The sequence below is a fragment of the Acinetobacter sp. WZC-1 genome (genome assembly GCF_052544965.1).
Map to the genome: position 1 here is coordinate 2,920,922 of NZ_CP199370.1, position 24,916 is coordinate 2,945,837.

Genomic DNA, 24,916 nt, shown 5'->3' on the forward strand with positions numbered 1-24,916 from the left:
TTCATGAATAACCAAGCTGAGGCGCAATTTCAACTGTAGGTTTTAATCCCTTAAATGGCAATGGCGCACCAAAAATTTCGGCTATATGCATGGCTGATGTAACGGCTGACTCTAGAATGGGCAAACCGTCACATGACCAGGAACCGCAATAAAACACTTTCCGATTCGGCATTCGGTGCCGTGCCTGTAATTGTTTATTCAGCTCAACCGTGTGCGAATCCACCACGGCCCGGGTCAGGCTGACCGTGGAAATAATCAGTCTGGGATCAATGGTTGTCACAGGCCGCCAGGTCTGAAAAACCGGCGTTTTCCCCACCAGACTGGGTTCTATGGCGTTCAGCCACACGGTAAACTGCTGTCGGGTAAACTGACGGTCCATCATATAGCTGAGTACCGCCCAGTCCTTACGTTTTGGCGGCATAACCGAAGGATCTGTGTGCATGACCAGCTCGCCCTGTTCAAATTTAAACTGCTTCAACAGCGCCAGGTCTTCTGCAAATTGTGTCTTATCCAGAAAATCTTCCAGTTTATTAGTGGGTGTGGCAATTATGGCGCGATCAAAGGTGAGTTGCTCCCCACGCCCAGTTTCCACCATGACACGATCCTGTTGTTCCTCTACCCGGGTAATGGCTGTACCGCTGTAAATTTCAATGCCATCAATCAATTTATCGACAAGTGCCGGCGTACCGCCATGTAAACGCAATAGCGTATCCCCATCCGTCAGCTGTTTTAAAAAGATCAGCAGTGGTTTTGCCGGCCACTCTCCAATCGTTCGGGGGTTACAGGTACAAATGGTATACAGCACCGGCATGACTGCCCCGTGCCAGAACACTTCTTCAATGTCATTTTTATTGATAAATTCGGCAAGTGTGATCTGCTGATCACTGGATTTAAAAAACTGATGCAGAGCCGTCTTTAATTGCAGCATGCCTTTGACCAGCCGCCAGCCATACTGTTTAACGCCCTTGCGGTTATTGATGATGGGAAAATTCCCCACCCGGGTTCTGCCTGTTGTCAGCCAGGTCTCCGTTTTATCTTCAAATAGCCAGCTGCATGCCATGTAGGTGCGCACCGGAAAGGCTTTGATGCCCAGCCAGGCTGCAAAGCTCAGTGTATTCTTCCATAAATTTGGATTCATCACCCGCAGCGGGGCATCAATCAGGCCACCTTCAAAAGCAATGCTGTGGCTGTCCATCCCCCTGCCCGGCAGCGCTTCGAAAATCACCACCTGATGTCCGGCATTTTTAAGAATTCTTGCAGTGGCAAGCCCTGCCATGCCACTGCCAATCACTGCAATATCCAAAACTATTATCCAGATGTTGATCATTTTTTTATTATGCGGGATCACTGTGGAAAATATGATATTAAAAAATACCAGTTTTCAGGTTTTTCATTGCCCGTGACAGGAAACCCTGCTGACACACTGAAAAATGCAGAGGTATCCGCACAAATTATGATCACTCAACCCGACCACCATACGACTTAAATTTATTAACTTTCAATATATTATATAAATTTCACCAAAAAATAAAAATCTGCCATTCAATATTTCTTAACAGTCACTATTTACAAAAAAAACTTCTTTACTTACCATTTAATAGAGAACGTGATTCATTTCACAGAACACAACAATAACAACAGTAAAAAAATAATAAAGAAATTACAGCGTAAAAAGGATCTCTATTACGCGTTGATAGAGATCCTTTTTTTATGTCCGATACAATTGATGCACCAATCAGACCGTGACCGGAAGTTCTCCGAATTTACCACGATTAAAATCATCAAATGCCTGCCTGATCTCATCACTGGTATTCATCACAAAAGGTCCATAACCCTGAATCGGCTCATTCAATGGCTTGCCGGTCAGCACCAGGAATTTCACATCCTGAACAGCCTGTAACTGAATGTCTGCTTCACCATCATTGGCAAAGATCACAATTGAGCTGCCCTGAACATGCTGGGTTCCATTAATCAGCAGTTCACCTTCCAGCACCACAATCAGCGTGTTGTGATCTACCGGCACATGAATATGCTGAATATGCGTTGCCTTTAGCGTGCCGTCCCAGACATTGACCGGACTGAATGTTGCAGCCGGGCCGGTTTGCTCAGCATATCGGCCTGCAATGACACGGATCTGCCCGGCGTTATCCTCCAGCTTAATCACAGGAATCTGCTGTGCTTCTATCGCCTGATAGCGTGGTGTTGTCATCTTGTCTGCTGCCGGCAGATTGACCCAGAGCTGCGCCATCTCAAACGGACCACCCTGCTGTGCAAATGCTTCGGAGTGAAATTCCTCATGCAGCACGCCGGCACCTGCCGTCATCCACTGGACATCGCCAGTCCTGATGGTTCCGCCACCACCACCGGAGTCCTTATGACTGACTTCACCCTGATAGGCAATGGTCACCGTTTCAAAGCCACGATGTGGATGTGATCCCACACCACGTAACGTGGTCACTGGCGAAAACTGATACGGTTCAACATAATCCAGCAGCAGGAATGGGCTGATGACCTGGCCCAGACGTTCATAGGAAAATAAATTTTTGACAGGAAAGCCATCTCCGACCCAGTGCATCTCGCGGTTCCGATAAACGCCAGTAATTTTTTTCATCTCAAAGCTCCTGTTCTCTGATCATATTATGTGGGCATTGACTGCTTTTTAAAGCCTGTCCAGCACATCGTATGCAGCACACAGCATCATATTTTCGGGACAATAACATAGGCAAAGTGGCAATTTATCGTGATATGCAGCACCAGTTTTTCGATAAATAATCTCAAAGAGATGATTGTTTGTTCTTATATAGGCTTAATTCCTTATTCCTTCAGATGAGCCCTAAGATGAATCTCATAACCCGGCATTAACACCGGCCCGTGTCTGTAATTCTGAACTTACAGTAAATGCCGGGGAAAGAATAATGGCTAAAAAATATATTCGCTTAGACAAGAACCACGTGGTTCATGCACTCATTAGCAGGAAAAACTGATTGATCTATTGGTCAATGGCCCAAGGGAACTGGCTCAGGAGCGTTCCGGTTACCTACCCAGCCTCCCGGAACGCTGGTTCCGGGCCAGCCAGATATCTACTCACCAACTATTAAATTTTACCGATCAGATCAATGGATGGAGCCAGCGTGGCATCACCTTCTTTCCATTTAGCCGGACAGACTTCACCAGGATGTGTATGCACGTACTGAGCAGCCTTCACTTTACGCAATAACTCCTGAGCATCGCGTCCAATACCACCGGCATTGACTTCAATGATCTGAATTTTTCCATCAGGATCAATCACGAATGTCCCCCGATCTGCCAGACCTTCAGCTTCGATCAGCACCTCAAAGTTGCGGGCCAGTGTCCATACCGGATCACCGATCATGGCATACTGAATTTTACCAATTTCTTCAGAACTGTCATGCCAGGCTTTGTGCGTGAAATGAGTATCTGTGGATACAGAATAAATCTCCACACCCATCTGCTGAAATTCAGCATAATGATCTGCCAGGTCACCCAGTTCAGTCGGGCAGACAAAAGTAAAATCGGCCGGATAGAAGAACACCACAGACCATTTACCCTGAAGGTCCTGTTCGGACACTTCAATAAATTCGCCATTTTTGTATGCTGTTGCGTTGAAGGGTTTAACTTCAGTATTCATCAGATTCATCTGGTTTTCCTCTTTCAGAGTTGCAGGGATTGCTCTATGTGAAACTCATGATAGGAAAGATTTCGTAATCGGTAAAACAGTAATTTTTTATATTATTAATCGAAAAATAAGATTTATAATTTTCATCAGGTGCGACATCTCCACCGGAAACCTCATAAGCCAGGCAACGGAATCCACCTCAGCATTGCATTATTTCAGGGCAGCTATCCTTCAGGAAAATCAACCCAAATGATATAAAATATTTAATTTAATCAATTAAATATATAAAATACTTAAAGAAACATCATCAGAATTGATAGCTTTTTAATTGCCATTTATAAGAAAAATTATAAAGGCAGTCAACAATTGATCTACAATAAATCCATATGAATGTCTGAATTCACTGAACCATGATCCAGTGATCATCATAAAGACAGCCCGGGTCTGTTGTATTCAGTTCATCTCCATTTTCATCCTTATCTGTCATGCTGGTTTTCATTATTTCCAGTTAATCTGAAAATAATCAGAATGACATCTCCCAGGGTATTAATCACATGAAAAAATTTTTGAAATACCTGTTGGTATTCATCATCCTTATTTTAATTGCAGCACTTGTATTCTTATTCAGGCCAGTTGCTTCCAAAAAAATCCAGACCACAGCCAGTGAACCTGTTGTGGATGCCGTTTTAGTCGGTGGCGGCATCATGAGTGCAACACTGGGGACCTATCTGAGTGAACTGGAACCCGACTGGCAGATTCGCATGTACGAACGCATGGATCAGGTTGCCCAGGAAAGTTCCAATGGTTTCAACAATGCCGGGACCGGTCACTCCGGTTTTATGGAAATGAACTATACCGAAGAGAAGAACGGTAAGATGGATATTTCCAAGGCAGTCAACGTGGCAGAACAGTTTGAAGTCGCCAAGCAGTTCTGGGCTTATCAGGTCAAACAGGGTGTTTTAAATAATCCTGCAAGCTTTATTAACCCGGTGCCGCATATTGCCTTTGTCTGGGGAGATAACGTGAAATTCCTGGAAAAACGTTATGCTGCAATGGTGCAGAACCCCATGTTCCGTGGCATGAAATTTACTGAAAATGCAGATGAAATCAAACAATGGGCACCGCTGGTCATGCAGGGACGCGATCCTGCCCAGAAAGTGGCTGCGACCCGTATGGATATTGGTTCAGACGTCAATTATGGCGCGATTACCACACAGCTGGTCAATCATTTGAATAAGCAGGCAAACTTTAAACTGCAAACCTCCGCAGAAGTCACCGGCATCAGTCAGAATGATGACAAAACCTGGACCGTTGCATTCAAAAACTTAAAAACCGGTAAAAGCGAATATGTCAAAACCCGTTTTGTCTTTATCGGGGCAGGCGGTGCTGCCATTAAGCTGTTACAGATGACAGGCCTGCCTGAAGCGAAACAATATGCAGGCTTCCCGGTTGGCGGTATTTTCCTGATGACGGATAACCCGGCAGTCACCACCGGACATACGGCAAAAGTCTATGGCCGTGCTGAACTGGGCGCACCACCAATGTCTGTTCCACATATTGATACCCGCTACATTGATGGGAAAAAATATGTGCTGTTTGGGCCTTTTGCAACCTATTCCAATAAATTCCTGAAAAATGGTTCACAGCTTGACCTGCTGAACTCCACCACTAAAAGCAATGTATTACCCATGACTGCTGTCGGTATGGAAAATCTGGACCTGGTAAAATACCTGGTCAGTCAGGTGATGATGACCGATCAGGACCGTTTCAATGAGCTGAAAAAATATTATCCCGATGCAAAACCTGAAGACTGGCGCCTGAACCAGGGCGGTCAGCGTGTGCAGATCATTAAGAAAACACCAGGTAAACCTGCAAGCCTGCAATTTGGTACTGAGGTTTTTGCATCCCAGGATGGTTCAGTGACCGCATTGCTGGGTGCTTCGCCGGGTGCCTCAACCTCTCCATACATTATGCTGGGCTTACTTGAAAAAGCCTTCCCACAGGAAGTGAAAGGTAAGTGGAATCCAAAACTGCATGAAATTGTGCAGTCCTATCAACAGAATTTAAGCACTGACCCTGCATTACTGAATCAGGTCCGTCAGTACACCAGTCAGACGCTGGGCTTAAAATATACGCCACCCGCCACAGCAGCAAATGATGAACATGCAGCTGTAGCAAAGGCACAGTAACGGATCCAAAGTAGCGTCATTTACCCTGAAGCAGGGAAAGTGATCCACCTACTGAAAAAGGGATGCGCTCAGGCGCATCCCTTTTGCATTTCAGGCTTCATTGCACACATTTCTCGCCCCCATTCCATATCAGCTAAATGATGTTTTAATTTCTGCTAATCCGTGACTTATTTTGTAAAGAAAAACTTACGCTCCGGAATGGACCTTCACCCACAACATGGTTATGCTGTTGTGCTCAGTGAGAAGAGGGCAAACAAAGAGAACTCATGGTTAAAATAACTGCACATTTTGACAGGATTTTTTATTACCTGTTTTTCCCCCTTGTTGCGATTATTGAAACTTACTGCGCACTGAATGCAAGTTATATCGCAATCATTGGAGGGACGAGTTTTTATTTTTTTGCTGCCCTGATTTTAATCATACAGACATTTCTGGTGCTGATTAAAAAAATTCCATACTACTACAGTGCCGTAGGCATTCTACTGCTGCTGCTCTGCCTATGGAACACCCATGGGTTTGCTTTTTTTAACTATTTAAAATGTGTTGCACTGATTCCTGCCATTTTTTTAAGCTTGCCGGGCCTGAAGTCATGGCAGCAAAAGCAAAAATATTCAAATGCGCTGAAAATCGGATTAATTGTGTCACTGATTACCCTTGCTGCGACTCAGCACCACGAACTGGCAAAACTCAAAAATTATTACAGCACGCTGCACAATGGAGAAACATGGCAACAGTTTGGCGCTTTATAAGCTCGCATAAACAATAAAAACCACCCGGGGAAACAAACTACAAATCCGATCATAGCGTTATGGTCTGTAAATCAGCTTACGGTGCTTTTCAGTCCTGCTGTCCGGGCTATGCGCTTGACCAGGATAAAGGATTAATGACTGCAGCCTTACAACCCTGTCTCAACCATTGATGAAAACATTACACCTGAGGCAGCCTATACTCCTCAGAATATCCAGCGGCGCTCTGCTGCGCCGGCCGGGATTCAAAGCAAGGCTATACCGACGCTACTGAAACTGAACGGCCAATAGGAAGATCACATTCTGACCAGCCTGGTCGCTGAATCAGCATAAGAGCCGGTATAAAGCCGACAAAATTATACCCAGCACCCACTGCATCGCGCAGCTATTTTAAAACCGGTCTGCACACGTCCTGTCAGACAAAAAACACGGGAAGGACAGGACCATCATTCATCCATCAATGCCACAAGGCTGGCCTTCCAGTTGAATCAATGGTCCTGTTACATTTTACTGTGCAGGCTTTTCCACCTTGCTATCAATCTTAAACCAGTATGAGAAGTCTTTCGCAACATCACCCACCAGTACATTGCTGACTTTGACATCGTAAATGACGTCATTCTCCACTGCGGAAAAGTTAAATTGCAGGTTATTGGGCAATCCCGTATAGCTATTGTCATATTTAATATTGCTGATGGTCTGAACCTGACCGGTATCCCGTCTGGTGACGGTCAGTTTCGCCTGGGAAAAATTGACTGTCCGATTACTGTATGCACCTGATTGATTGTCCAGAATGGAAAGCGACAAAGGAACGCTTTTGAGAAAGTATCTGATCGGATAGTTTTCGTAAGGATAGGCAATCACCCCTTTTGCAGCCGTGGTCCTGACGCTGTCAGTCCCGGCATAAATGGTTTTCATTGCCGCACTCATGACACTGCCGCCACCTGCTGCCCGGCTATTCAGCACTTGACCAAAAGACGTTTTGGTCAGAAACGGATTTAAAATATGCCGACGATGTCCAAGATCAGCTGAATACTGTTCTGTTAACCAGTTCAGTACATGTTGCCCGGCACTGGTATCTTTGAATACACCGCTTGAGCTGCCTAAATTTAAATTTGAGGTCGTTGTCCCCTGGTAAGCAATATCACTGAAACATGTCCAGCCACTATCAGGATAATGAGATATTCTGTTATTGGCCGTCAGTACCAATGCCGCCTGCATCATCTGGTCTTCATGTTCATAATCATATGTCATTTTCGGAAGATGATGCAGTGCACGAACCTCATTGATGGCATTGATAAAAGTCTGCCGCTCTGCCTCTGTGATCTGACCTGCCTGACAGGCGTTTATATCTGTACTGGCCTCTGCATCAGGGCTAATCACATCAACCGTCATGCTGTCATTGAATGGCAGAATTCGGCTGGTTCCTTCCTGTGTCAGCGTCAGCATACATTTCCCTGTACTGAATACTTTCAGTTCACCGGCGACAAAGTCACAGACGACTGAATCAGTGCTGGCAAATTTCACCGGCAAATTCTGACTGGTTTTCAGACTCAGGGTATACGCCTGTCCTGTCAGAAACCGTTTGATGACCAACGGTTGAATGGACTGTACGGTTTTGTTGTGACAACTGCCGTTTTCATTATATTGTGCCGTAGTGCAACCGTCTGGCTGTGTGGCTGTGCCATTGGCTGCTGTGGCCGATCCACTGCTGCCCTGATCTGCACCACCAGCCGGGCTACTGCCATTCTGAGTAGCGCTGTTATCCGGTGTACTGACACTGTCTGCCGCAGCTGGAGCCATACCGGCGGATGAATCACCATCACCACCTGATCCACCGCCACATCCTGCCATCACCAGACTGACTGCAACAGTCAGCAATACCGGTGCAAACGTTTTTGAAATAACCATTGGGACTCCATTCTTAAAGCATCATTTTTTTCGTGTTATATGTATTGTTCAGTCTCAGCAATTGATAAGCAATACTGATGAAGAATATTTCATCTTATTCTGGGGTATTGCATTTTTCATAGTTTGGGTAGTGTTATAATTGTCTGATGTTTTAACTAACTAAATATAAGATACTTAATGATTACTGTTAATATGGTCATAATTACTATTCCTCGTGATTGGTGACATGACCCGTTGCCTTTAGACGAAGAAACCTTTCATTTAGCAGTTGCAACATTCGCCCCGACAGGATTTGAATATTTAATGACTGAATAAAGATTTGGGTAAGCTAAAAAGACCATTCTCATCAAGAAGAATAACAAATCTCTCACCACTACCCATTACAAATCTTTTAATGACCATAAGCTGACTTAACAATAACGCCAGGTGTGAAATACACCAGATAAAGACTAAAAAAGTTTACAGTTTCTTCATTTAAAAACTGCAAACCTTTCTTTAAAATTAATTTAAATCAATTACTTAGAGTTACACTTAACAAATATAGGTCTTTGGTAAGTGTCAGAACGGTAAATCATCATCCAGGTCTGCCGGAGCAGGCGCCGCTGCCGGCTGCTGCGACTTTGGAGACTGGAAGCCCTGATTGACATTTCCGGCATTGCCATAACCTGACTGGTTGCCACCCTGTGGGTTATTGAAACCGCTATTTTGCGGCTGGCCATAACCACTCTGCTGATTATTATTAAAACGCGGCTGACCAAATCCGGCATTGTCACCACCTGCGCCCTGTTCGCCCTGTTGACGACTGGAATCCAGCATCTGCATCTGCTCACCACGAATTTCCGTGGTATAGCGTTCCTGACCATTCTGATCTGTCCACTGACGGGTCCGCAATGAACCTTCAATATAGACTTTGGATCCTTTACGCAAATATTGCTGTGCAATTTCACCCAGACGGTTATGCAACACAATCCGGTGCCATTCCGTCTGTTCTTTTCTTTCGCCGGACGTCTTGTCTGTCCAGGATTCACTGGTCGCAATTGAAAACTGAGTCAATGACCCACCATTTGGGAAAGTTTTAGTTTCCGGGTCACGGCCCAGGGTACCCACCAGAATTACTTTATTTACACCACGCATCAGAGCTTATCTTCCTATTTCAATTCTGTGTTTTACTTTATAAGAGTTATGCTTAGATAACCACCTCTTTACCCAACAAGGACGTTAAATGATGTCGCGCAGCAGCATCAAGCTGTTGTTTATCCACCTTAATATAAGCCACTTGCTGTTCAGGCATTACCACGACTTCTTCAATACCACGAATGGCAAGCAGTTGAAAGGCCCAGTCATCATTTTTTTCCAGTGCCGGTAAACGCAGCACCACTGACGTCAGATAACGCGGCTGAGCCAGTCCGGCACTGATCAACAGCCAAAGGATAGCAATTACAGCCAGAACACTCCAGCCCAGTGCGGTATTATGCAGCATCAATAACTGCCCGCCCAGCGTGCCGCCAAAAAAGGCGCCCAGGAACTGTGCACTGGCGTTGACCCCCATTGCCGTTGCCTTGGACTGAATCGGCGCTGCCCTGGACAACCATGAAGGCAGCAATGCCTCCATGACATTAAAGGCAATGAAAAACAGCCCAAGTCCTGCAAATAAAATATATTTCGACTCAAAACCAAAAATCAGCAACAACAAGCCGATGATAATACCGGCAATGGCCGTCAGGAAAATACTGCGCATCTTTTTATATTTTTCCGCAAGAATAATCCCCGGAAAAGCAACAAACAGACTGATGAACAATAGCGGTAAATATACCAGACCATGTTTTGCCAATGGAAGACCCGCATAGCTGATCAACTGGGACGGTGCATAAACAAACATGGCAGTCAGCAATAAATGCAGGGCAAAAACCGAAATATGCAGGCGGTTTAAATCTGCAATTTTCAGTACCTGCCTGAGCTGACGCAGATAACCCTGTGCAAAATTCTGATGATGCCGCGTGGTCTTCGGCACCATCAACAGCATCAGCATTGCGCACAGGCCCATCACCGTGGTGATCCAGAATAAACCGGATATGCCCACCAGGCCGGTCAGCCACGGTCCCATACTGAACGCCACCACAAAGGACAGGCCTATGCTCATACCCATCATGGCCATGGCTTTGGTTCGCTGCTCTTCCCGGGTGACATCTGCCAGTAAGGCCATGACCACCGCAGATACAGCACCGGCACCGGCAATTGCCCGTCCGAGAATAACGCCATAGATGCTTTCAGACAGCGCAGCAACAGCGCCTCCCACTGCAAAAAGCAGCAAACCGATCACAATTAAGGGCTTCCGGCTGAATCTGTCAGCCCATAGACTGAAAGGAATCTGTAAGATGGCCTGACTTAAACCATAAATACCGACCGCCAGACCGATCAGAGCTGGCGTTGCATACAGATAGGACTGTCCTGCCACTGAAAATACAGGGATAATCATGAACAGCCCCAGCATGCGCAAGGCAAAAATACTACTTAAGGCAAAGGTTGAACGGCGTTCTAAAGCATTCATCATATTTACTGGCTTTTAAAAAACTGGCTGACTGAAAACCGACTGACGCTGTGTCATTCCCATCATCTCATATTGCTGCAGGGTTGTAGACATGCTGACATACCGGAGAGTACGACCCGGACCGGTCCGATCCATGTTCTGCTTAACCGATCTGCTGCTGACGCTTACTGTACTGAATCGAGGCAATCACCGCCCAGACAATAAATGCCACGCCAATCAATCCGGTCACAATTTCCGGCACATGCACCCCCGTTCCGCTGGCCAGCATAATGAATGCCAGCGCACCAATGGCATAATGTGCACCATGTTCAAGATAGATATAGGCATCCAGTGTGCCCTTTTCCACCAGATAAATGGTCATGGAACGCACGAACATTGCGCCAATGGCCAGGCCCAGCATAATAATCACAACATCAGAGGTAATGGCAAATGCACCGATGACCCCATCAAAACTGAATGAAGCATCCAGCACTTCCAGGTAAATAAAGCCCCCCAGACCAGCTTTAATAATCCCGGTCGATGCGCCGGAAGCATCATGCCCGACAGCATTACCCTGTTCATCAATTTCAGGTTCGCCCCCCAGCATATGACTCAGCACCTGAACCCCGATATACACCACAATTCCCCAGATCCCCGCCATGGTCACCACCAGCCGGCTGCTTTCTTCCACATAGGCCACCATCACCAACAGGGTAATCAGCGCAACAAATACAGAGATTGCCGGTACATTGGCCAGACTGGCCAGACGGCGTTCCAGCCATCTGAACCAATGGGTGTCCTTGCCTTCATCCAGAAAGAAATTCAGAAAGACCAGCAACAGAAATGAACCGCCAAAGGCAGCAATTTCAGCATGATGTGCCATCAGTTTTTCAGAATAAAACTGTGGCTTATTCAGCGCCATCTGCACCACTTCAAGCATGCCCATATCTGCGGTTACTGCAACAATCACAATGGGGAACACCAACCGCATACCGAATACTGCAATAACAATCCCGACGGTCAGAAAGATCATTTTCCAGAAATGATCCCACCCACGCAGCACAGATGCATTAACCACTGCATTGTCAAATGAAAGGGAAACTTCCATAACCGCCAGAATTGCCGTCACCGTAAAGGCTGTAAGCATGGCTTTGACACCGGCTTCCGGACCATGTGCATAGCCCCAGTATGCAGCAATCGCCAGACACACGATTGTGAAGATGATTGAGAAACCAAAATGTTTCATCATGACAAATCGACCTGTGAACAATAGTTTAATAGAGGAAAATCGAGTAAACGCCGGAAAAAAGCCGTAATTTTCAGTGCAGCAATTATGACGACTTTTAGGGACCGATTAAAAGTTCTTTCTGTGTTTTTTCGGTTCCAGTCGGTCAGCCTGCCCCTTCGACAATCATTTAATCACAGCAACAGTCCTGTTATAGTCATTCCATCCATACTTATAGCCTTTACAGGAACCCGATATGCGTTTTTCCCAGGCCGTCTGGCAGCGCAACCTGAACTTATACCGGCAAACGCTGGCACATCCCTTTAATCAGCAACTGGCTCAGGGCAGCCTGGAGCAGGATGTGTTCAGTCACTATATCATTCAGGATGCACATTATCTGGTGGCCTATGGCCGTGCCCTGGCCATCTGCGGGGCAAAAGCCTTTGCAACAGAAGACATCATTCAGTTTACCCAGGGCGCAAAAGAAGCCATTGTGGTTGAACGCAGCCTGCATGACGGCTTTATGAAAAGCTTTGGCATTTCCGGTCAGCAGTTCGAAACCACACCCCAGACGCTGGCCTGTCATCACTATACCAGCTTTTTAACTGCCACCGCATGGGCTGAAAGCTACCCGGTCGTGCTGGCCGCACTATTACCCTGTTTCTGGATTTATGCAGAAGTCGGCAAGGATATTGTCCATCAGACGGCGCCCAACAACCCTTATCAGGCCTGGATTGACACCTATTCCGGTGAAGAATTTCATCAGGCTGTTCAGCATGTCATTCAGACCATTGATCAGGTGGCGGAACACTGCGATGCAGATACCATTGAAAAAATGCATCAGGCCTATACCCGTGGTGCTGAACTGGAATGGTTATTCTGGGACGGCGCATATCATCAGCGACAGTGGCCAGGACTGGATTAATCCATCCCTCTGCGCAGTGCCGGGAAGCATTCCCGCTACGCTGCCGGCATGTCTATTTCAGCAGGCCCCAGGTCTGACAGGATCGCAGGATAAAAATGCCTGAGCTTCTGAATGGTTATTCAGCAACAGCTCATCGCTGTTTACTGACCCACTGCCTGCACGGCCAGGCAAAGAATTATTTTTAAAATATAAATCAAATTTTCAGATACAAATTCTGCAACAAATCTCATTTAAGTACTGGACATTGACTGAAAAATTCAACACAATAAATGATAACAATTATCATTAACTTTATCGCATTAAACTCCCGATTGCTGTATTGCTTTTCCTGCGAGGTACCATGATGCAACAACATAACCTGGGCACTGAAGCCATTCGTGCATTTTTCACCCTGCAATGCTGTTGGCTGAACAATGAAGAAATTTACCTGGAAAAGGGCTGTCAGCACTGTGGTTCTGCTGCCACCTATCTGATTTATTTTACCAACAGGCACATTCAGGGCTTAATGCTGAAATTTATCAATCGCTATAATTGTCACCTGTCAAAAGGTCTTGATCTGCTGGATTTGCATGACTTTGAAGAGACCTATAATGATTTTCTGCAGACCCTGGAAAATGAAGTCAATTTTTATGCACGTCAGCATCATGAGATGGCCCGGACATTCGCTTTTGAACATGTGGAATCGGTTTTTGAACGAACATTTTCACTGGCATGCTAATAAGTAAGATATTGTTTATCCGGCCCAATTCCCGTAACGTGGTAAAGACGTCTCAGTTCGTGCATGCCAGTAACCTATCAGTTGAGATTCACCACGATGATTGCCACCAGTGCCGGCAAGGCCTGAATATATAGAATCTTTTTACTTGCAGTCATCGCACCGTAAATTCCCGCAATCAGTACACATGCCAGAAAGAAGTTTGCCAGCGCTGTTGCCTCACCAGCAGGAGCAAAAAGTGACCAGCACAGTCCTGCAGCGAGAAAACCATTATACAGGCCCTGATTCTGAGCCAGCACCCTGGTGATCGCGGCTTTTTCAGGCGTATTGCCAAATGCCTTCAAGCCCCTTGGCTGTTCCCATAAAAACATTTCCAGCACCAGGAAATAGACATGTAAAATTGCAATCAGTGCAATGAGAATTTTAGCAGCAATCATCTGATTTCCCCGGCTATAACCATCATGAATCATTCACATCAATCCACATGATTTATGCCGTAAATGCCGGCATTTTTCAATCCGGATTTCCATTCTGCCCTTGAAACCTGCTGAAATTCTGCAAATGACGTATGTATCCGACACAAAATGTCGCTCAAAATTATTTTTTACAACTTGAACAATTTTAAATCGCTATCATATAAGGTCAGTTGACAACGCATAAACCGCTGAGCTGAGCAGCAAGCATGAAATGCCACCCCCTAACCTTCCATTGATTATTCCCGGGATGTTTTATGAACCAGAGTCATATCCGTATTCGAGGCGCACGCACCCATAATTTAAAAAATGTGAACCTTGATATCCCTCGGGACAAATTCGTGGTGATTACGGGGCTTTCGGGTTCAGGAAAATCCTCCCTTGCATTTGACACCCTGTACGCCGAAGGGCAACGCCGCTATGTGGAATCCCTGTCGGCCTATGCCCGCCAGTTCCTGTCCCAGATGGAAAAACCCGAGGTGGATTCCATTGAAGGCCTGAGCCCGGCCATTGCCATTGAACAGAAATCCACCAGCCATAACCCGCGTTCCACTGTCGGCACCATCACCGAAATCTATGACTACCTGCGTCTGCTGTATGCACGTGTCGGCACACCCTACTGCCCCGAGCATGGTTTACCCATGGTGGCACAAACCGTGACAGAGATGGTGGATGCCGTAAAAGCGCTGGAAGAAGGTACCGCCTTAATGCTGCTTGCTCCGATAATCCGTGAGCGTAAGGGTGAATATACCCATTTGTTCGAACAGCTTCAGGGACAGGGTTTTGTCCGTGCCCGGGTCGATGGTGAAATTATTGATATCGACACACCACCAGAACTGGATAAAAAGAAAAAACATACCATTGAAGTGGTGGTTGACCGTTTTAAGGTCCGCGATGACCTGGGAAACCGCATTGCTGAATCATTTGAAACAGCACTGCGCTTAGGCAGTGATCTTGCCATTCTGGCATGGATGAACGGTGAACAACCGGATCGTATTTTTTCGGCAAAACACTCTTGCCCGAAATGTGATCGGGCAGTTGCTGAACTGGAACCCCGTCTGTTCTCATTCAATAATCCTTTTGGTGCCTGTCCAGTCTGCGATGGCCTGGGCACCCGCAGTCATTTCAGTGCCGAAAAACTCATTCCGAATACTGAGGTGTCCATCAGCCAGGGGGCCATCCGTGGCTGGGACCGCCAGCGTCCGTATTATTACAGCATGATTCAGAAAGTTGCAGAGCATTTCAGTTTTTCACTGGAAACGCCGTGGAATGAACTGGATAAAGACACCCAGAAAAAATTTCTGTATGGCACCGGCAAAGAAAAAATTGATCTCAGTTATGTTGATGAACGCGGACGCAAGCACAATCGCATTCAGCCTTTTGAAGGTGTGATACCGCATCTGGAACGCCGTTATCGTGAAACGGAAAGCAACTATGTCCGGGATGACCTGGCTCAGTATCTTTCCAATGCCGCCTGCGACGCCTGTGGCGGTTCACGCCTGAATGAAATTTCACGCAATGTCCGTGTTCAGGACAAGACCATTGCTGAAATTACTCAAATGTCGATTGGCGATGCAGAAAGTTATTACCGCGGGCTGAATTTAACGGGGGCCAAAGGTGAAATTGCCGATAAAATCTTTAAGGAAATCCGTGAACGATTGCATTTCCTGGTCTCTGTCGGGCTGAACTACCTCAGTCTTTCACGTTCTGCCGAAACCCTGTCCGGTGGTGAGGCTCAGCGGATCCGTCTGGCATCACAAATCGGGGCAGGACTCATGGGCGTCATGTATGTACTGGACGAACCGTCCATTGGCCTGCACCAGCGTGACAATGACCGTCTGCTGGACACCCTGGTGCGTTTGCGTGATCTGGGCAATACCGTACTGGTGGTCGAACATGATGAAGATGCCATTCGTGCAGCGGACCATATTATTGATATCGGTCCGGGTGCGGGCATACATGGCGGACATGTGATTGCCGAAGGGACCTATGAACAACTGGCAAAAAATGAAAACTCACTGACCGGGCAATATCTTTCCGGCAAATTAAAAATTGCGGTCCCGGAACAGCGTACCCAGCCCCCCAAACCGGAACAGCAGATTAAACTGATGGGTGCATCCGGCCACAATCTCAGAAATGTCGACCTGACCATTCCACTGGGGATTATGACCTGTGTCACCGGCGTATCCGGTTCAGGTAAATCCACGCTGATCAACCGAACCTTACTGCCATTGGCAGCAACTCAGCTCAATGGTGCAACCACGCTGACTGCGGAAAAATTCGATTCCATTGAGGGCCTGCAATTTCTGGACAAAGTGGTGGATATTGACCAGAGTCCAATCGGGCGTACACCACGTTCCAATCCGGCCACCTATACCGGTCTGTTTACCCCGATCCGTGAGCTGTTTTCCCAGACCCCCGAAGCCCGGGCACGTGGTTACAGTGCAGGTCGTTTCTCATTTAACGTCAAAGGCGGTCGCTGTGAATCCTGTGAGGGGGATGGCATGATCAAGGTGGCCATGCACTTCCTGCCGGATATGTATGTACCCTGCGATACCTGCCATGGTAAACGCTACAACCGGGAAACCCTGGAAGTCGGTTATAAGGGTAAAAATATCTCTGATGTGCTGGAAATGACCGTTGAAGATGCCATGCATTTCTTTGAAGCGATTCCCGTGATTCACCGCCGCCTGGAAACACTGCATCAGGTTGGGCTGGGTTATATCCGTCTTGGGCAGTCAGCAACCACACTGTCCGGCGGTGAAGCTCAGCGTGTCAAACTGGCACGGGAACTGGCCAAACGCGACACCGGTAAAACCCTGTATATTCTGGATGAACCGACTACAGGACTGCATTTTCATGATATTGCCAAGCTGCTGGATATCCTGCATGAGCTGCGCAACAAGGGCAATACCATTGTGGTGATTGAGCATAACCTGGATGTAATTAAAACAGCCGATTGGGTTGTGGATCTGGGGCCGGAAGGTGGTACCGGAGGCGGCCAGATTATTGCAGAAGGCACACCTGAACAGGTTGTGAAATCAAAAGTTTCACATACTGCAAAATTCTTAAAGCCCTTGCTGAAATAGTTTTTGGGGCTGTAGTAGATAAGGTTAAATTCCAGTCCAATTTAACAGAATTTTTAACTGTTGTTTTGGACTACCATAATTAAATCTAAATTCACATTCCTTAATAAACAATGGAAAGGCATTTCGGTCAATTCCATTGTATTTTCGAAGGACTCTTTTTGCTTGATTCCAAAAATTCTCAATACCATTAATATGATTTAATCCATCAGCAAAATGGCTTGAGTGATTGATTCTATGATGGCTGAATCCTGCAATGTCCAGTGCATTGTAGCTGTGCCAATGGTCAGTATAAACAATACTGTCAGGTGTAATTTTCTTTGTGATTACAGGCATTAATGTTTTAGATTTGGTGTCAGGAACAATGATGGTATAAACTTTGCCATGTCGCTTTAGCAAACCAAACACGATCACCTTGCCCGCAGCTCCCCGACCACGTTTTCCTTTGCGGGAACCACCAAAATAGCTTTCATCAAGTTCGATAAGCCCATCAAATATTTCCATGGCATCCCGATCAAGATGAAACATAATGACTTGACGAATTTTCTTATAGAACAATGCAGCAGAATTAGGTTGTATTCCAAGTAAATCAGCAGCAGTTCTGGCCGTTACTTCAGCAATAAAAAACTCCAACAGCTTTCTTTGAGTTTTTTTATTTAATTTACATCTGGTTATCTTCATAAAAGTAGACTATCACAATACTAATCTACTACAGCCCCTAGTTTTTTATTTCAGTGCCATGATAAAATGATGCTGCATGCATCATTTTTTATTGCTGTTATGTTTTTAATAACCTATTTTTTCTGAATGCATACAACACAGTCAACCTGTCAAAAAACCCACACACATGAATATAATTTCTCTTTATTAATATTTTTAATTAAATCAATTACATGAGAAAACGAATTGTTTAATTATAAAAAAGCTTTCATTGCCACATTTTGCTTTGAAAGTTTGGATAAGTTTGCGTAGGCGATACTTCACTTTTCAGAGATGAAAAGATGACAAAAATCTTCTGCTGGGCGAGGGGTACATCCTGAGCAACTATAAAGCACTGCTTTGAAGGCAGCGCAAGTCCGCCCAACGGCGACATCCATGTCGCCCCACGGTAGGACAACCATCCATGATTCAAAAGTACAAAAAATTAATTGATAGCCAATAGTTTGAATCAAATCAAGTGTATGAATAGTTAGGTGGTTTGACTATAATTCAGCCTTTCAGAGACGTCACCGCAAAATATCAGCAGTTTAGCCGGCCACTGCATTTTTTCCTTTTGCTTTGGCCCTGAACAATGACTGATCTGCTTTTTCCAGTAACTCCATCCAGTTTTTCGCTCCGACCACCACACCAATACTGACTGAAACCCGGATGGGCCGACCCGACTGTTCATTACAGATTTCCGTTTCGGACACAACCATGCGGATGCGCTCAGCGATCTGCAAAGCCTCTTCCCGGAGCATGTCTTCCGATAAAATCAGAAACTCATCCCCACCAAAACGTACAATCAGATCAGATGCCTTCACGCTGGTCTTCAATTGCCCGGCAATGGTGGTAATCACCTGGTCGCCCATAATATGACCATAATGATCATTGACCTGCTTGAAGTCATCAATATCAATCACCATCAGACTCATGGTCAGAAATTTCTGCGGCTGATGCTTGAGAATTTTCAGATATTCCTTCAATGCAAGGCGGTTGGATACCCCGGTTAATGGATCGGTATTGGCAATATTTTTCAGCTGAAATTCCAGTACATCACGCTGTTTCAGTTTGCGCTGCAGTCTGTGAATAGCCGAAAATAATGATGCCATTTCTCCATTCAGACGATTGCGTTGCGGGTCGTCGTGCAGCGCTTCACCTGATGCATCAGATAAATCCAGAATTAATGTCCGGGCCTGAAGTAATGGCGAAAAAATCTTCCTGCGCGTATAAATCATAGTGAATAATGCAAGCAACAAAGAAAAACCGGTAATAAACAGAGTAATCACAAACTGTCGCTGGGCACTATGCATTTTCTTCTTTGCCTCAGCAATATTGAAGTCCAGCAGATAAGTCTGCAGGTCAATGACGGTCACAAGTTTATCCACCACGGCTTCGGTCAGTTGTGTACCGCTTAAATAGTAGGATTGATTATCTTTGCTCTCCTGCATCAGCCTGGTGATGATCGGAATACCCTGGTCCAGAAACTCAGATTTCACCCGCTGATGCAGTCGGAAATATTCAGTAGTTTTTGCCTTCTCCGGCTGAATGGTGTCAATCAGCCCCCACAGATATCTGGCCTGTAATTGTGTCTGTAATGAATGTGCATAATTTCTTCTGGGCATTTTCTCAGAAAAAGTGACCGGCGCCATAATGTTGGATGCCACACGTCCTGCCTGATCACGCAGATCAGCCAGAATCAGAATCAGGATTGAATAATTGGTGACTTCACTGTTCTTACTTTTGGACTGAACAATCAATTGTTTAAAAATGGCCCGACAACTGTCCCAGGCATTAAAAAGCGATAAAATCGCCCGATCCATCTGAGCGGATGTTCTTGCAGCCTGTGGCATTGCAAGATAGGCATCCACAACGGTTCGGGCCGATCGCAAGTCTTTCTTTAACTGATAATTCACAGCGCGGGCAAGATGATGCAGCCCGGCCCGATCCAGGGTTTTCACCGTTCTTTCAATCTGCTGATCGACTTCCTGTCGATATTCAGCCAATTCCTGCCTTCTCTGCGGCAATGTCTCCGGCGGACTGGACATCGCCCTGTTGGAAGGCGCCCGCTCCCGGGAAATCTTATTTGAAGTCTCAGCAAACACCCTCAGACTCTGAATATCAATCAGTGCCTGTTTTGTTTTGACATATTGCTGATAACTGCTCACAATCAGGGGGACAGAGATACATAATAAGGAAATAATGATCAGCGACATAAACAAAAAGAGTCGCTTACTGATCTGCTCTGTATGTAACCCAGACCGCATGCCATCTGCCTCATAGACCAACGGCTTCCGCAGTGAAGTCGTCTTATTTTTAACCATGTTGCGTAATATTACAGAATTTGATTATGAATAGCGAACCGCCGTTTACTGCAATTCTATTTGACCTGGATGAAACCCTGTTGAATCGGCAGGCCGCACTGATGGATTATTGTAAATGGCAGGCTACACAGTGTTTTGCATTTGATGAGCTGACCGTACAGAAATATGTGCATCGTTTTATACAACTGGATGCCGCAGGTTCTGTGTGGAAAGATCAGGTATACCGGCAGCTGAAACAGGAGTTTCCCATTCCGGACACAGTCAACCGACTGGTCAGTATTTATCTCAGTCAGTTTCAGCGGTTTTGTACGGCCAATCCAAATGTTGCAGCAACCCTGGCTGACCTTTCCCGACAAGGCTACCTGTCTGGACTAATCAGCAATGGCAAAAGCCCTTTTCAGGAAAATAATTTTAATCATTTAGGCCTCAACCGATATTTTTCCACCGTCATTGTTTCTGAAGCGGTCAATCTACGCAAGCCGGATCCTGAGATTTTTCAGCTGGCCTGTGCCCGGCTGGCGGTACAGCCTGAACAATGTATCTTCGTGGGGGATAACGAACTTGCCGATATTCAGGGGGCAATCGGTGCCGGCATGTATGCGGTTAAATATGCCAGGGATTCCACAGAAATTCATTCACAGGCACATGCGGTCATTCATGACTTTGCCGACCTGCCAGAGGCAATCAGAACAATAGCAAGGCACACTATCGAAAAACCAGATAATTAACATGATTTTTCTCTGTTTTATTTTATTTTCTCATTGGGAGATAATGGCTCCATACAGAAGATCAGTGCTGTTTTCAATCCCCCCGCATGATCAACTGTCCCGTCTTCCTCCGGATGTTTCTCCCATATAAACATCCATTTCCAGTCCGGCCACCCCCAATTGACCGGGCTTTTTTTATATGTTTTATCTGCTCATGTCCGTGCCATACCAACGGACTCCATAAAAGCACAGTGTAAAAAATGGTGAGTTTTCTTCATTCGGCATGTCGTTTTCTGGCGCAGAGCCCATCCATTTCAGTGCAGAACGTTCCAGCCGGCTTTCAATGTAAAATAAGTTGAATTTTCATATAAAAAACTGTTCACACGGAAATCCGTATGTAAAAACTCCGAAACACTGCTGCTGACCTGAATCAGCTGTGCATATCCATCAATATTTAGCCGCAAAGGTGGCAACATCTAACACATAATCATTAATTTTTTGTGAATTTGCTCCTTAATTTAAGGACTAATATGATTTAATTCAATCAATATAATAGGATAATCCAATGATTAAGAATCGTCTATTGCCAGCAAATTACGTGGATCAACATCAGCATATTATTTTATTTCATTGTTATTCATCATATTTTTATAGGTTGACAGATCAATATTCGACTGTATGTTTTTTGATCTATAACAGATTCAGCGTAAAAACTCAAAGCCTCAATGTCCTTATACATCATTGACCTAATAATTTGTTACAATATAATGAGGAACATTTAACCCATTTCAACCTATGGAAATGTTTATGAAAAAACTCGGTTTAGCCACTGCTGTATTATTAGCGATGACTGGTGCTCAGGCATATCAATTTGAAGTACAGGGTCAGTCTGAGTATCTGGACACCACTGTAAATGACAAAGATTTTACAGGTTCAGTTGCCGGAACTTATTACCTGAAAGATGTTGACTCTTCAAAAGGCCCCCTTGCCGAAGCAGCGTTTTTAAATCAGGCTTCCAGTGTTTCCCTGGGTTATAACTATGCAACTCATGACAGTAATGGCGAAGAACTTGAAGCACATACCTTTGGTGCCAAAGGTGAAGCGTATTTCCCGACTAAATATGTTCCTGTCTATGCAAGCCTGTCTTACAGCCATACAAAAACTGAATTTGATGGTGCAAATCAGGTCAACCGTGATGACAACGGCGACCGTTATGCGCTTGAAGTCGGTGCTGTTGTTGTACCGAACTTCCTGGTTGCAGTTGGTTATACCAATGTTGCTGATCAGAACTCGCTGGATACTTTCGGTATTCTGAAAAACGGTATTGTAAAAGCAGTCGGTGAGTCTGCAACCATTGGTGAAGACCAGGATGCCATTACTGCACGTACCAAATATGTGGGTAATATTGATGGCACCAACATGGCAGTCGGTTTTGAAACCGGTCTGGTCTATGGCGAAGACACAGCCTATCAGTTAAAAACTGACCTGTACCTGAACCCACAGTTAAGCGTTGGTGCGTCCTTTGCAAAATCCAGCTTTGACGGCACACCGGATTCTGCCTGGGGTGCAAACGTCAACTACTTCATCACGCCGGCTGTTGCGGTAGGTGCAAGTTATGTCAATGCCAATGCTGAAAAAGGTTCAAACATGGACACTCAGTCCATTGGTCTGAATGCAAAATTCCGCTTCTGATTTTCTGGAAAGCGTATAAAAAAGGACTCCTGGAGGAGTCCTTTTTTTATGTTTAATTTCTGACCACGTTCAGAAAATGCAGATGCCGCTCATATTGATCCAGTATATCCTGCAGTAAGTCTTCCTGGGTCCAGTCCATGACATCATAGTTCTGACCGCCTTCCCTTAAGAAAACCTCCGCCTGATAAAAATCATGCTGTGGTAGCTCATCAGCATGCAGCATAAAGCCCGGCGCCGTAATTTCACGGGCAATCACTTTATACATGAAATTGAATTCATCCTGGTGATCCACTTTCAGCTGCAGGCCCTGATCAACCTCCTGAATATGCACCATCAGGTCACGGCGTTTGAATTCGCGCTGAATACTCTCAAAGGCTTTACGTACATCCTGCTGAATATACGCATGAACTTCCTGCAGATGATGAGGATAATGCATGATCAGGCCTAAACGCTGTTGCCAGCTTCTTGGGTTCTGTATCGCCCTTGGGGTAATTCGTGCATCCTGTAACGCCCGTATTTTCAGTGCATCCAGCCGCAATGCCCGGATCAGTCCCCAACAGAGCAACAGCATCACCAGTGTAAATGGCAATGCACTCATAATGGTTGCAGACTGTAATGCAGCCAGTCCACCGGCCATCAGCAGCAGAATCGCCAGCACTGCAATGAGAACAGTCCAGAATAGACGTTGCCACAGCGGTGAGTTTTCTGTCTCTGAAGTCAGATAATCAATTACCAGCGCACCGGAATCTGCAGAGGTCACAAAGAATAAAATCACCAGTACCGTGGCAATTAAACTGGTGATTCCAGCAAAAGGCAGATGGGTCAGAAACTCAAATAATGCAACCGATGAGTCCTTTTGTACTGCAGTAATCAGCGTGCCATGACCGTCCTGCATAATGGAAGTAAGCGCAGCATTGCCCATAAAACCCACCCATATCAGGGTGAAACCGGTCGGAATCAGCAACACACCGACAATAAATTCACGGATACTGCGACCACGGGACACCCGGGCAATAAACATGCCGACAAATGGTGACCAGGAAATCCACCAGGCCCAGTACATAATGGTCCAGCCGCCTATCCAGCCATTGGGCTGATAGGCATACAAATTAAAGGTCATGCTGAACAGGCTGGAAACGTATTGTCCTGCGTTCTGGATGGTCGCCTGCAGAATATGAATGGAAGCGCCGGCAAAGAATACAAAAATCAGCAGCAATACAGCCAGCAACAGATTTAATTCAGAAAGCCGTTTAATGCCTTTATCCAGGCCAAAAGCAACCGACAGCGAAGCCAGTGCCGTCACAAAGATGATTAATCCAGCCTGTATGCCCGTACCTTGTGGCCATCCAAATAGATAATTCAGACCGGAATTAATCTGAGTCACACCAAAACCCAGCGTTGTAGCAACACCAAAGACCGTACCCAGTGTGGCAAATGTATCAACACCATCACCGATGGGCCCATAAATTTTCTTTCCGATCAGTGGGAAAAGTGCAGAACGGATTTTCAGTGGCAAGTGATGACGGAAGGAAAAATAGGCCAGTGCAAGTCCCACCACGGCATAAATTGCCCAGGCATGCAGCCCCCAGTGAAAAAAGGTGATCCGCATGGCATCCTGAGCCGCCTGTACCGTCTGGCCCTCTCCCGATGGCGGACTGACATAATGCATAACCGGCTCTGCAACACCAAAAAACATCAGCCCGATACCCATGCCGGCAGTAAACAGCATGGCGAACCAAGATGCATTGCTGTACTCCGGCATACTGTGATCCGGCCCCAGTTTAATCTTACCGATGTCTGACAGCGCCATGAACATCAGTAAGATTAAAAAGAAGGCAACAGCCAATACGTAGAACCAGCTGAATGAATCAATAATTGACTGATTCAGGCTTTTGGTGAGTGTCTCAAAACCACTCGGGTCAAACAGAATCACGGCCAGAAAAATCACAATAATTGTAACCGTGCTGATAAAAACATTGGGTTTCACATTTGAAAACCAGGATGTCTTTGTGGAAGGCATAATTCCCCCATTTTTTTATAGTCAAAAGACATACCCGTTCGGG

General features: G+C 45.7%; 18 protein-coding genes and 1 pseudogene. 8 read left to right on the forward strand and 11 right to left on the reverse strand.

Features of this window, described 5'->3' with window-relative positions:
• Position 1: 1 nt before the first annotated feature.
• The 3 genes from ACT6PV_RS13585 to ahpC all read right to left on the reverse strand — a co-directional run bounded on the left by ACT6PV_RS13585 (position 2) and on the right by ahpC (position 3,658).
• Positions 2-1,303, reverse strand: coding sequence for an FAD-dependent oxidoreductase (locus tag ACT6PV_RS13585; RefSeq protein ID WP_445116815.1), 1,302 nt, complete (start codon positions 1,301-1,303; stop codon positions 2-4).
• A gap of 432 nt (positions 1,304-1,735) precedes the next feature.
• The gene (locus tag ACT6PV_RS13590) at positions 1,736-2,611 is read right to left on the reverse strand and encodes a pirin family protein (RefSeq protein WP_445116816.1); all 876 of its coding nucleotides are present in this window, start codon (positions 2,609-2,611) and stop codon (positions 1,736-1,738) included.
• Positions 2,612-3,094: 483 nt separating this feature from the next.
• Positions 3,095-3,658, reverse strand: coding sequence for an alkyl hydroperoxide reductase subunit C (gene ahpC / locus ACT6PV_RS13595; protein ID WP_445116817.1), 564 nt, complete (start codon positions 3,656-3,658; stop codon positions 3,095-3,097).
• A gap of 533 nt (positions 3,659-4,191) precedes the next feature.
• On the opposite strand from ahpC, the gene mqo reads away from it, so the two are divergent.
• Positions 4,192-5,826, forward strand: coding sequence for a malate dehydrogenase (quinone) (mqo, locus tag ACT6PV_RS13600; RefSeq protein WP_445116818.1), 1,635 nt, complete (start codon positions 4,192-4,194; stop codon positions 5,824-5,826).
• A 266-nt stretch (positions 5,827-6,092) separates the two neighbouring features.
• Entirely contained in the window at positions 6,093-6,575 is a 483-nt protein-coding gene (locus ACT6PV_RS13605; RefSeq protein WP_445116819.1) for a hypothetical protein, read from the forward strand.
• A 504-nt stretch (positions 6,576-7,079) separates the two neighbouring features.
• Here the strand turns inward: ACT6PV_RS13605 and ACT6PV_RS13610 are convergent.
• On the reverse strand, positions 7,080-8,480 hold the full coding sequence (locus tag ACT6PV_RS13610) for a CAP domain-containing protein (RefSeq protein ID WP_445116820.1): 1,401 nt from the start codon (positions 8,478-8,480) through the stop codon (positions 7,080-7,082).
• 198 nt (positions 8,481-8,678) lie between these two features.
• Between ACT6PV_RS13610 and ACT6PV_RS13615 the strand changes: the two are divergent.
• Positions 8,679-8,783 (forward strand): annotated as a pseudogene (locus ACT6PV_RS13615) (JmjC domain-containing protein); the annotation flags it as partial.
• A gap of 255 nt (positions 8,784-9,038) precedes the next feature.
• On the opposite strand, the gene ssb reads toward ACT6PV_RS13615, so the two are convergent.
• The 3 genes from ssb to ACT6PV_RS13630 all read right to left on the reverse strand — a co-directional run bounded on the left by ssb (position 9,039) and on the right by ACT6PV_RS13630 (position 12,256).
• Entirely contained in the window at positions 9,039-9,614 is a 576-nt protein-coding gene (gene ssb / locus ACT6PV_RS13620; RefSeq protein WP_445116821.1) for a single-stranded DNA-binding protein, read from the reverse strand.
• Positions 9,615-9,666: 52 nt separating this feature from the next.
• Complete coding sequence (locus ACT6PV_RS13625) at positions 9,667-11,031, reverse strand: MFS transporter (protein ID WP_445116822.1); 1,365 nt, start codon at positions 11,029-11,031, stop codon at positions 9,667-9,669.
• Between the two features lie 139 nt (positions 11,032-11,170).
• Positions 11,171-12,256 (reverse strand): DUF475 domain-containing protein, encoded by a 1,086-nt coding sequence (locus ACT6PV_RS13630; RefSeq protein ID WP_445116823.1) that lies wholly within the window; start codon positions 12,254-12,256, stop codon positions 11,171-11,173.
• 232 nt (positions 12,257-12,488) lie between these two features.
• On the opposite strand from ACT6PV_RS13630, the gene tenA reads away from it, so the two are divergent.
• Both tenA and ACT6PV_RS13640 read left to right on the forward strand, forming a co-directional pair.
• Positions 12,489-13,157 carry a thiaminase II gene (gene tenA, locus ACT6PV_RS13635; RefSeq protein ID WP_445116824.1) on the forward strand — a complete coding sequence of 223 codons (669 nt, stop codon included), beginning with the start codon at positions 12,489-12,491 and terminating at the stop codon, positions 13,155-13,157.
• A 343-nt stretch (positions 13,158-13,500) separates the two neighbouring features.
• Complete coding sequence (locus tag ACT6PV_RS13640; RefSeq protein ID WP_445117122.1) at positions 13,501-13,875, forward strand: hypothetical protein; 375 nt, start codon at positions 13,501-13,503, stop codon at positions 13,873-13,875.
• Positions 13,876-13,952: 77 nt separating this feature from the next.
• Here the strand turns inward: ACT6PV_RS13640 and ACT6PV_RS13645 are convergent, their stop codons facing one another.
• A complete protein-coding gene (locus tag ACT6PV_RS13645; RefSeq protein WP_445117123.1) occupies positions 13,953-14,309 on the reverse strand; it encodes a DUF1304 domain-containing protein in 357 nt (118 codons plus the stop codon).
• Between the two features lie 293 nt (positions 14,310-14,602).
• Between ACT6PV_RS13645 and uvrA the strand changes: the two genes are divergently transcribed.
• Positions 14,603-17,434, forward strand: coding sequence for an excinuclease ABC subunit UvrA (uvrA, locus tag ACT6PV_RS13650; RefSeq protein WP_445116825.1), 2,832 nt, complete (start codon positions 14,603-14,605; stop codon positions 17,432-17,434).
• A 24-nt stretch (positions 17,435-17,458) separates the two neighbouring features.
• On the opposite strand, the gene ACT6PV_RS13655 is transcribed toward uvrA, so the two are convergent.
• The gene (locus tag ACT6PV_RS13655) at positions 17,459-18,112 is read right to left on the reverse strand and encodes an IS1595 family transposase (protein ID WP_445116826.1); all 654 of its coding nucleotides are present in this window, start codon (positions 18,110-18,112) and stop codon (positions 17,459-17,461) included.
• A gap of 566 nt (positions 18,113-18,678) precedes the next feature.
• Positions 18,679-20,397: a GGDEF domain-containing protein gene (locus ACT6PV_RS13660; RefSeq protein ID WP_445117124.1), complete on the reverse strand. Its 1,719-nt coding sequence runs from the start codon at positions 20,395-20,397 to the stop codon at positions 18,679-18,681.
• An 83-nt stretch (positions 20,398-20,480) separates the two neighbouring features.
• Here ACT6PV_RS13660 and ACT6PV_RS13665 point away from each other — a divergent pair, with 83 nt between their 5' ends.
• Positions 20,481-21,182, forward strand: a complete 702-nt coding sequence (locus tag ACT6PV_RS13665) for an HAD family hydrolase (protein ID WP_445116827.1) — start codon at positions 20,481-20,483, stop codon at positions 21,180-21,182.
• A gap of 786 nt (positions 21,183-21,968) precedes the next feature.
• Positions 21,969-22,853 (forward strand): porin Omp33-36, encoded by an 885-nt coding sequence (omp33-36, locus tag ACT6PV_RS13670; RefSeq protein ID WP_445116828.1) that lies wholly within the window; start codon positions 21,969-21,971, stop codon positions 22,851-22,853.
• Between the two features lie 52 nt (positions 22,854-22,905).
• On the opposite strand, the gene ACT6PV_RS13675 is transcribed toward omp33-36, so the two are convergent.
• A complete protein-coding gene (locus ACT6PV_RS13675) occupies positions 22,906-24,873 on the reverse strand; it encodes a BCCT family transporter (protein WP_445116829.1) in 1,968 nt (655 codons plus the stop codon).
• Positions 24,874-24,916: the final 43 nt, after the last annotated feature.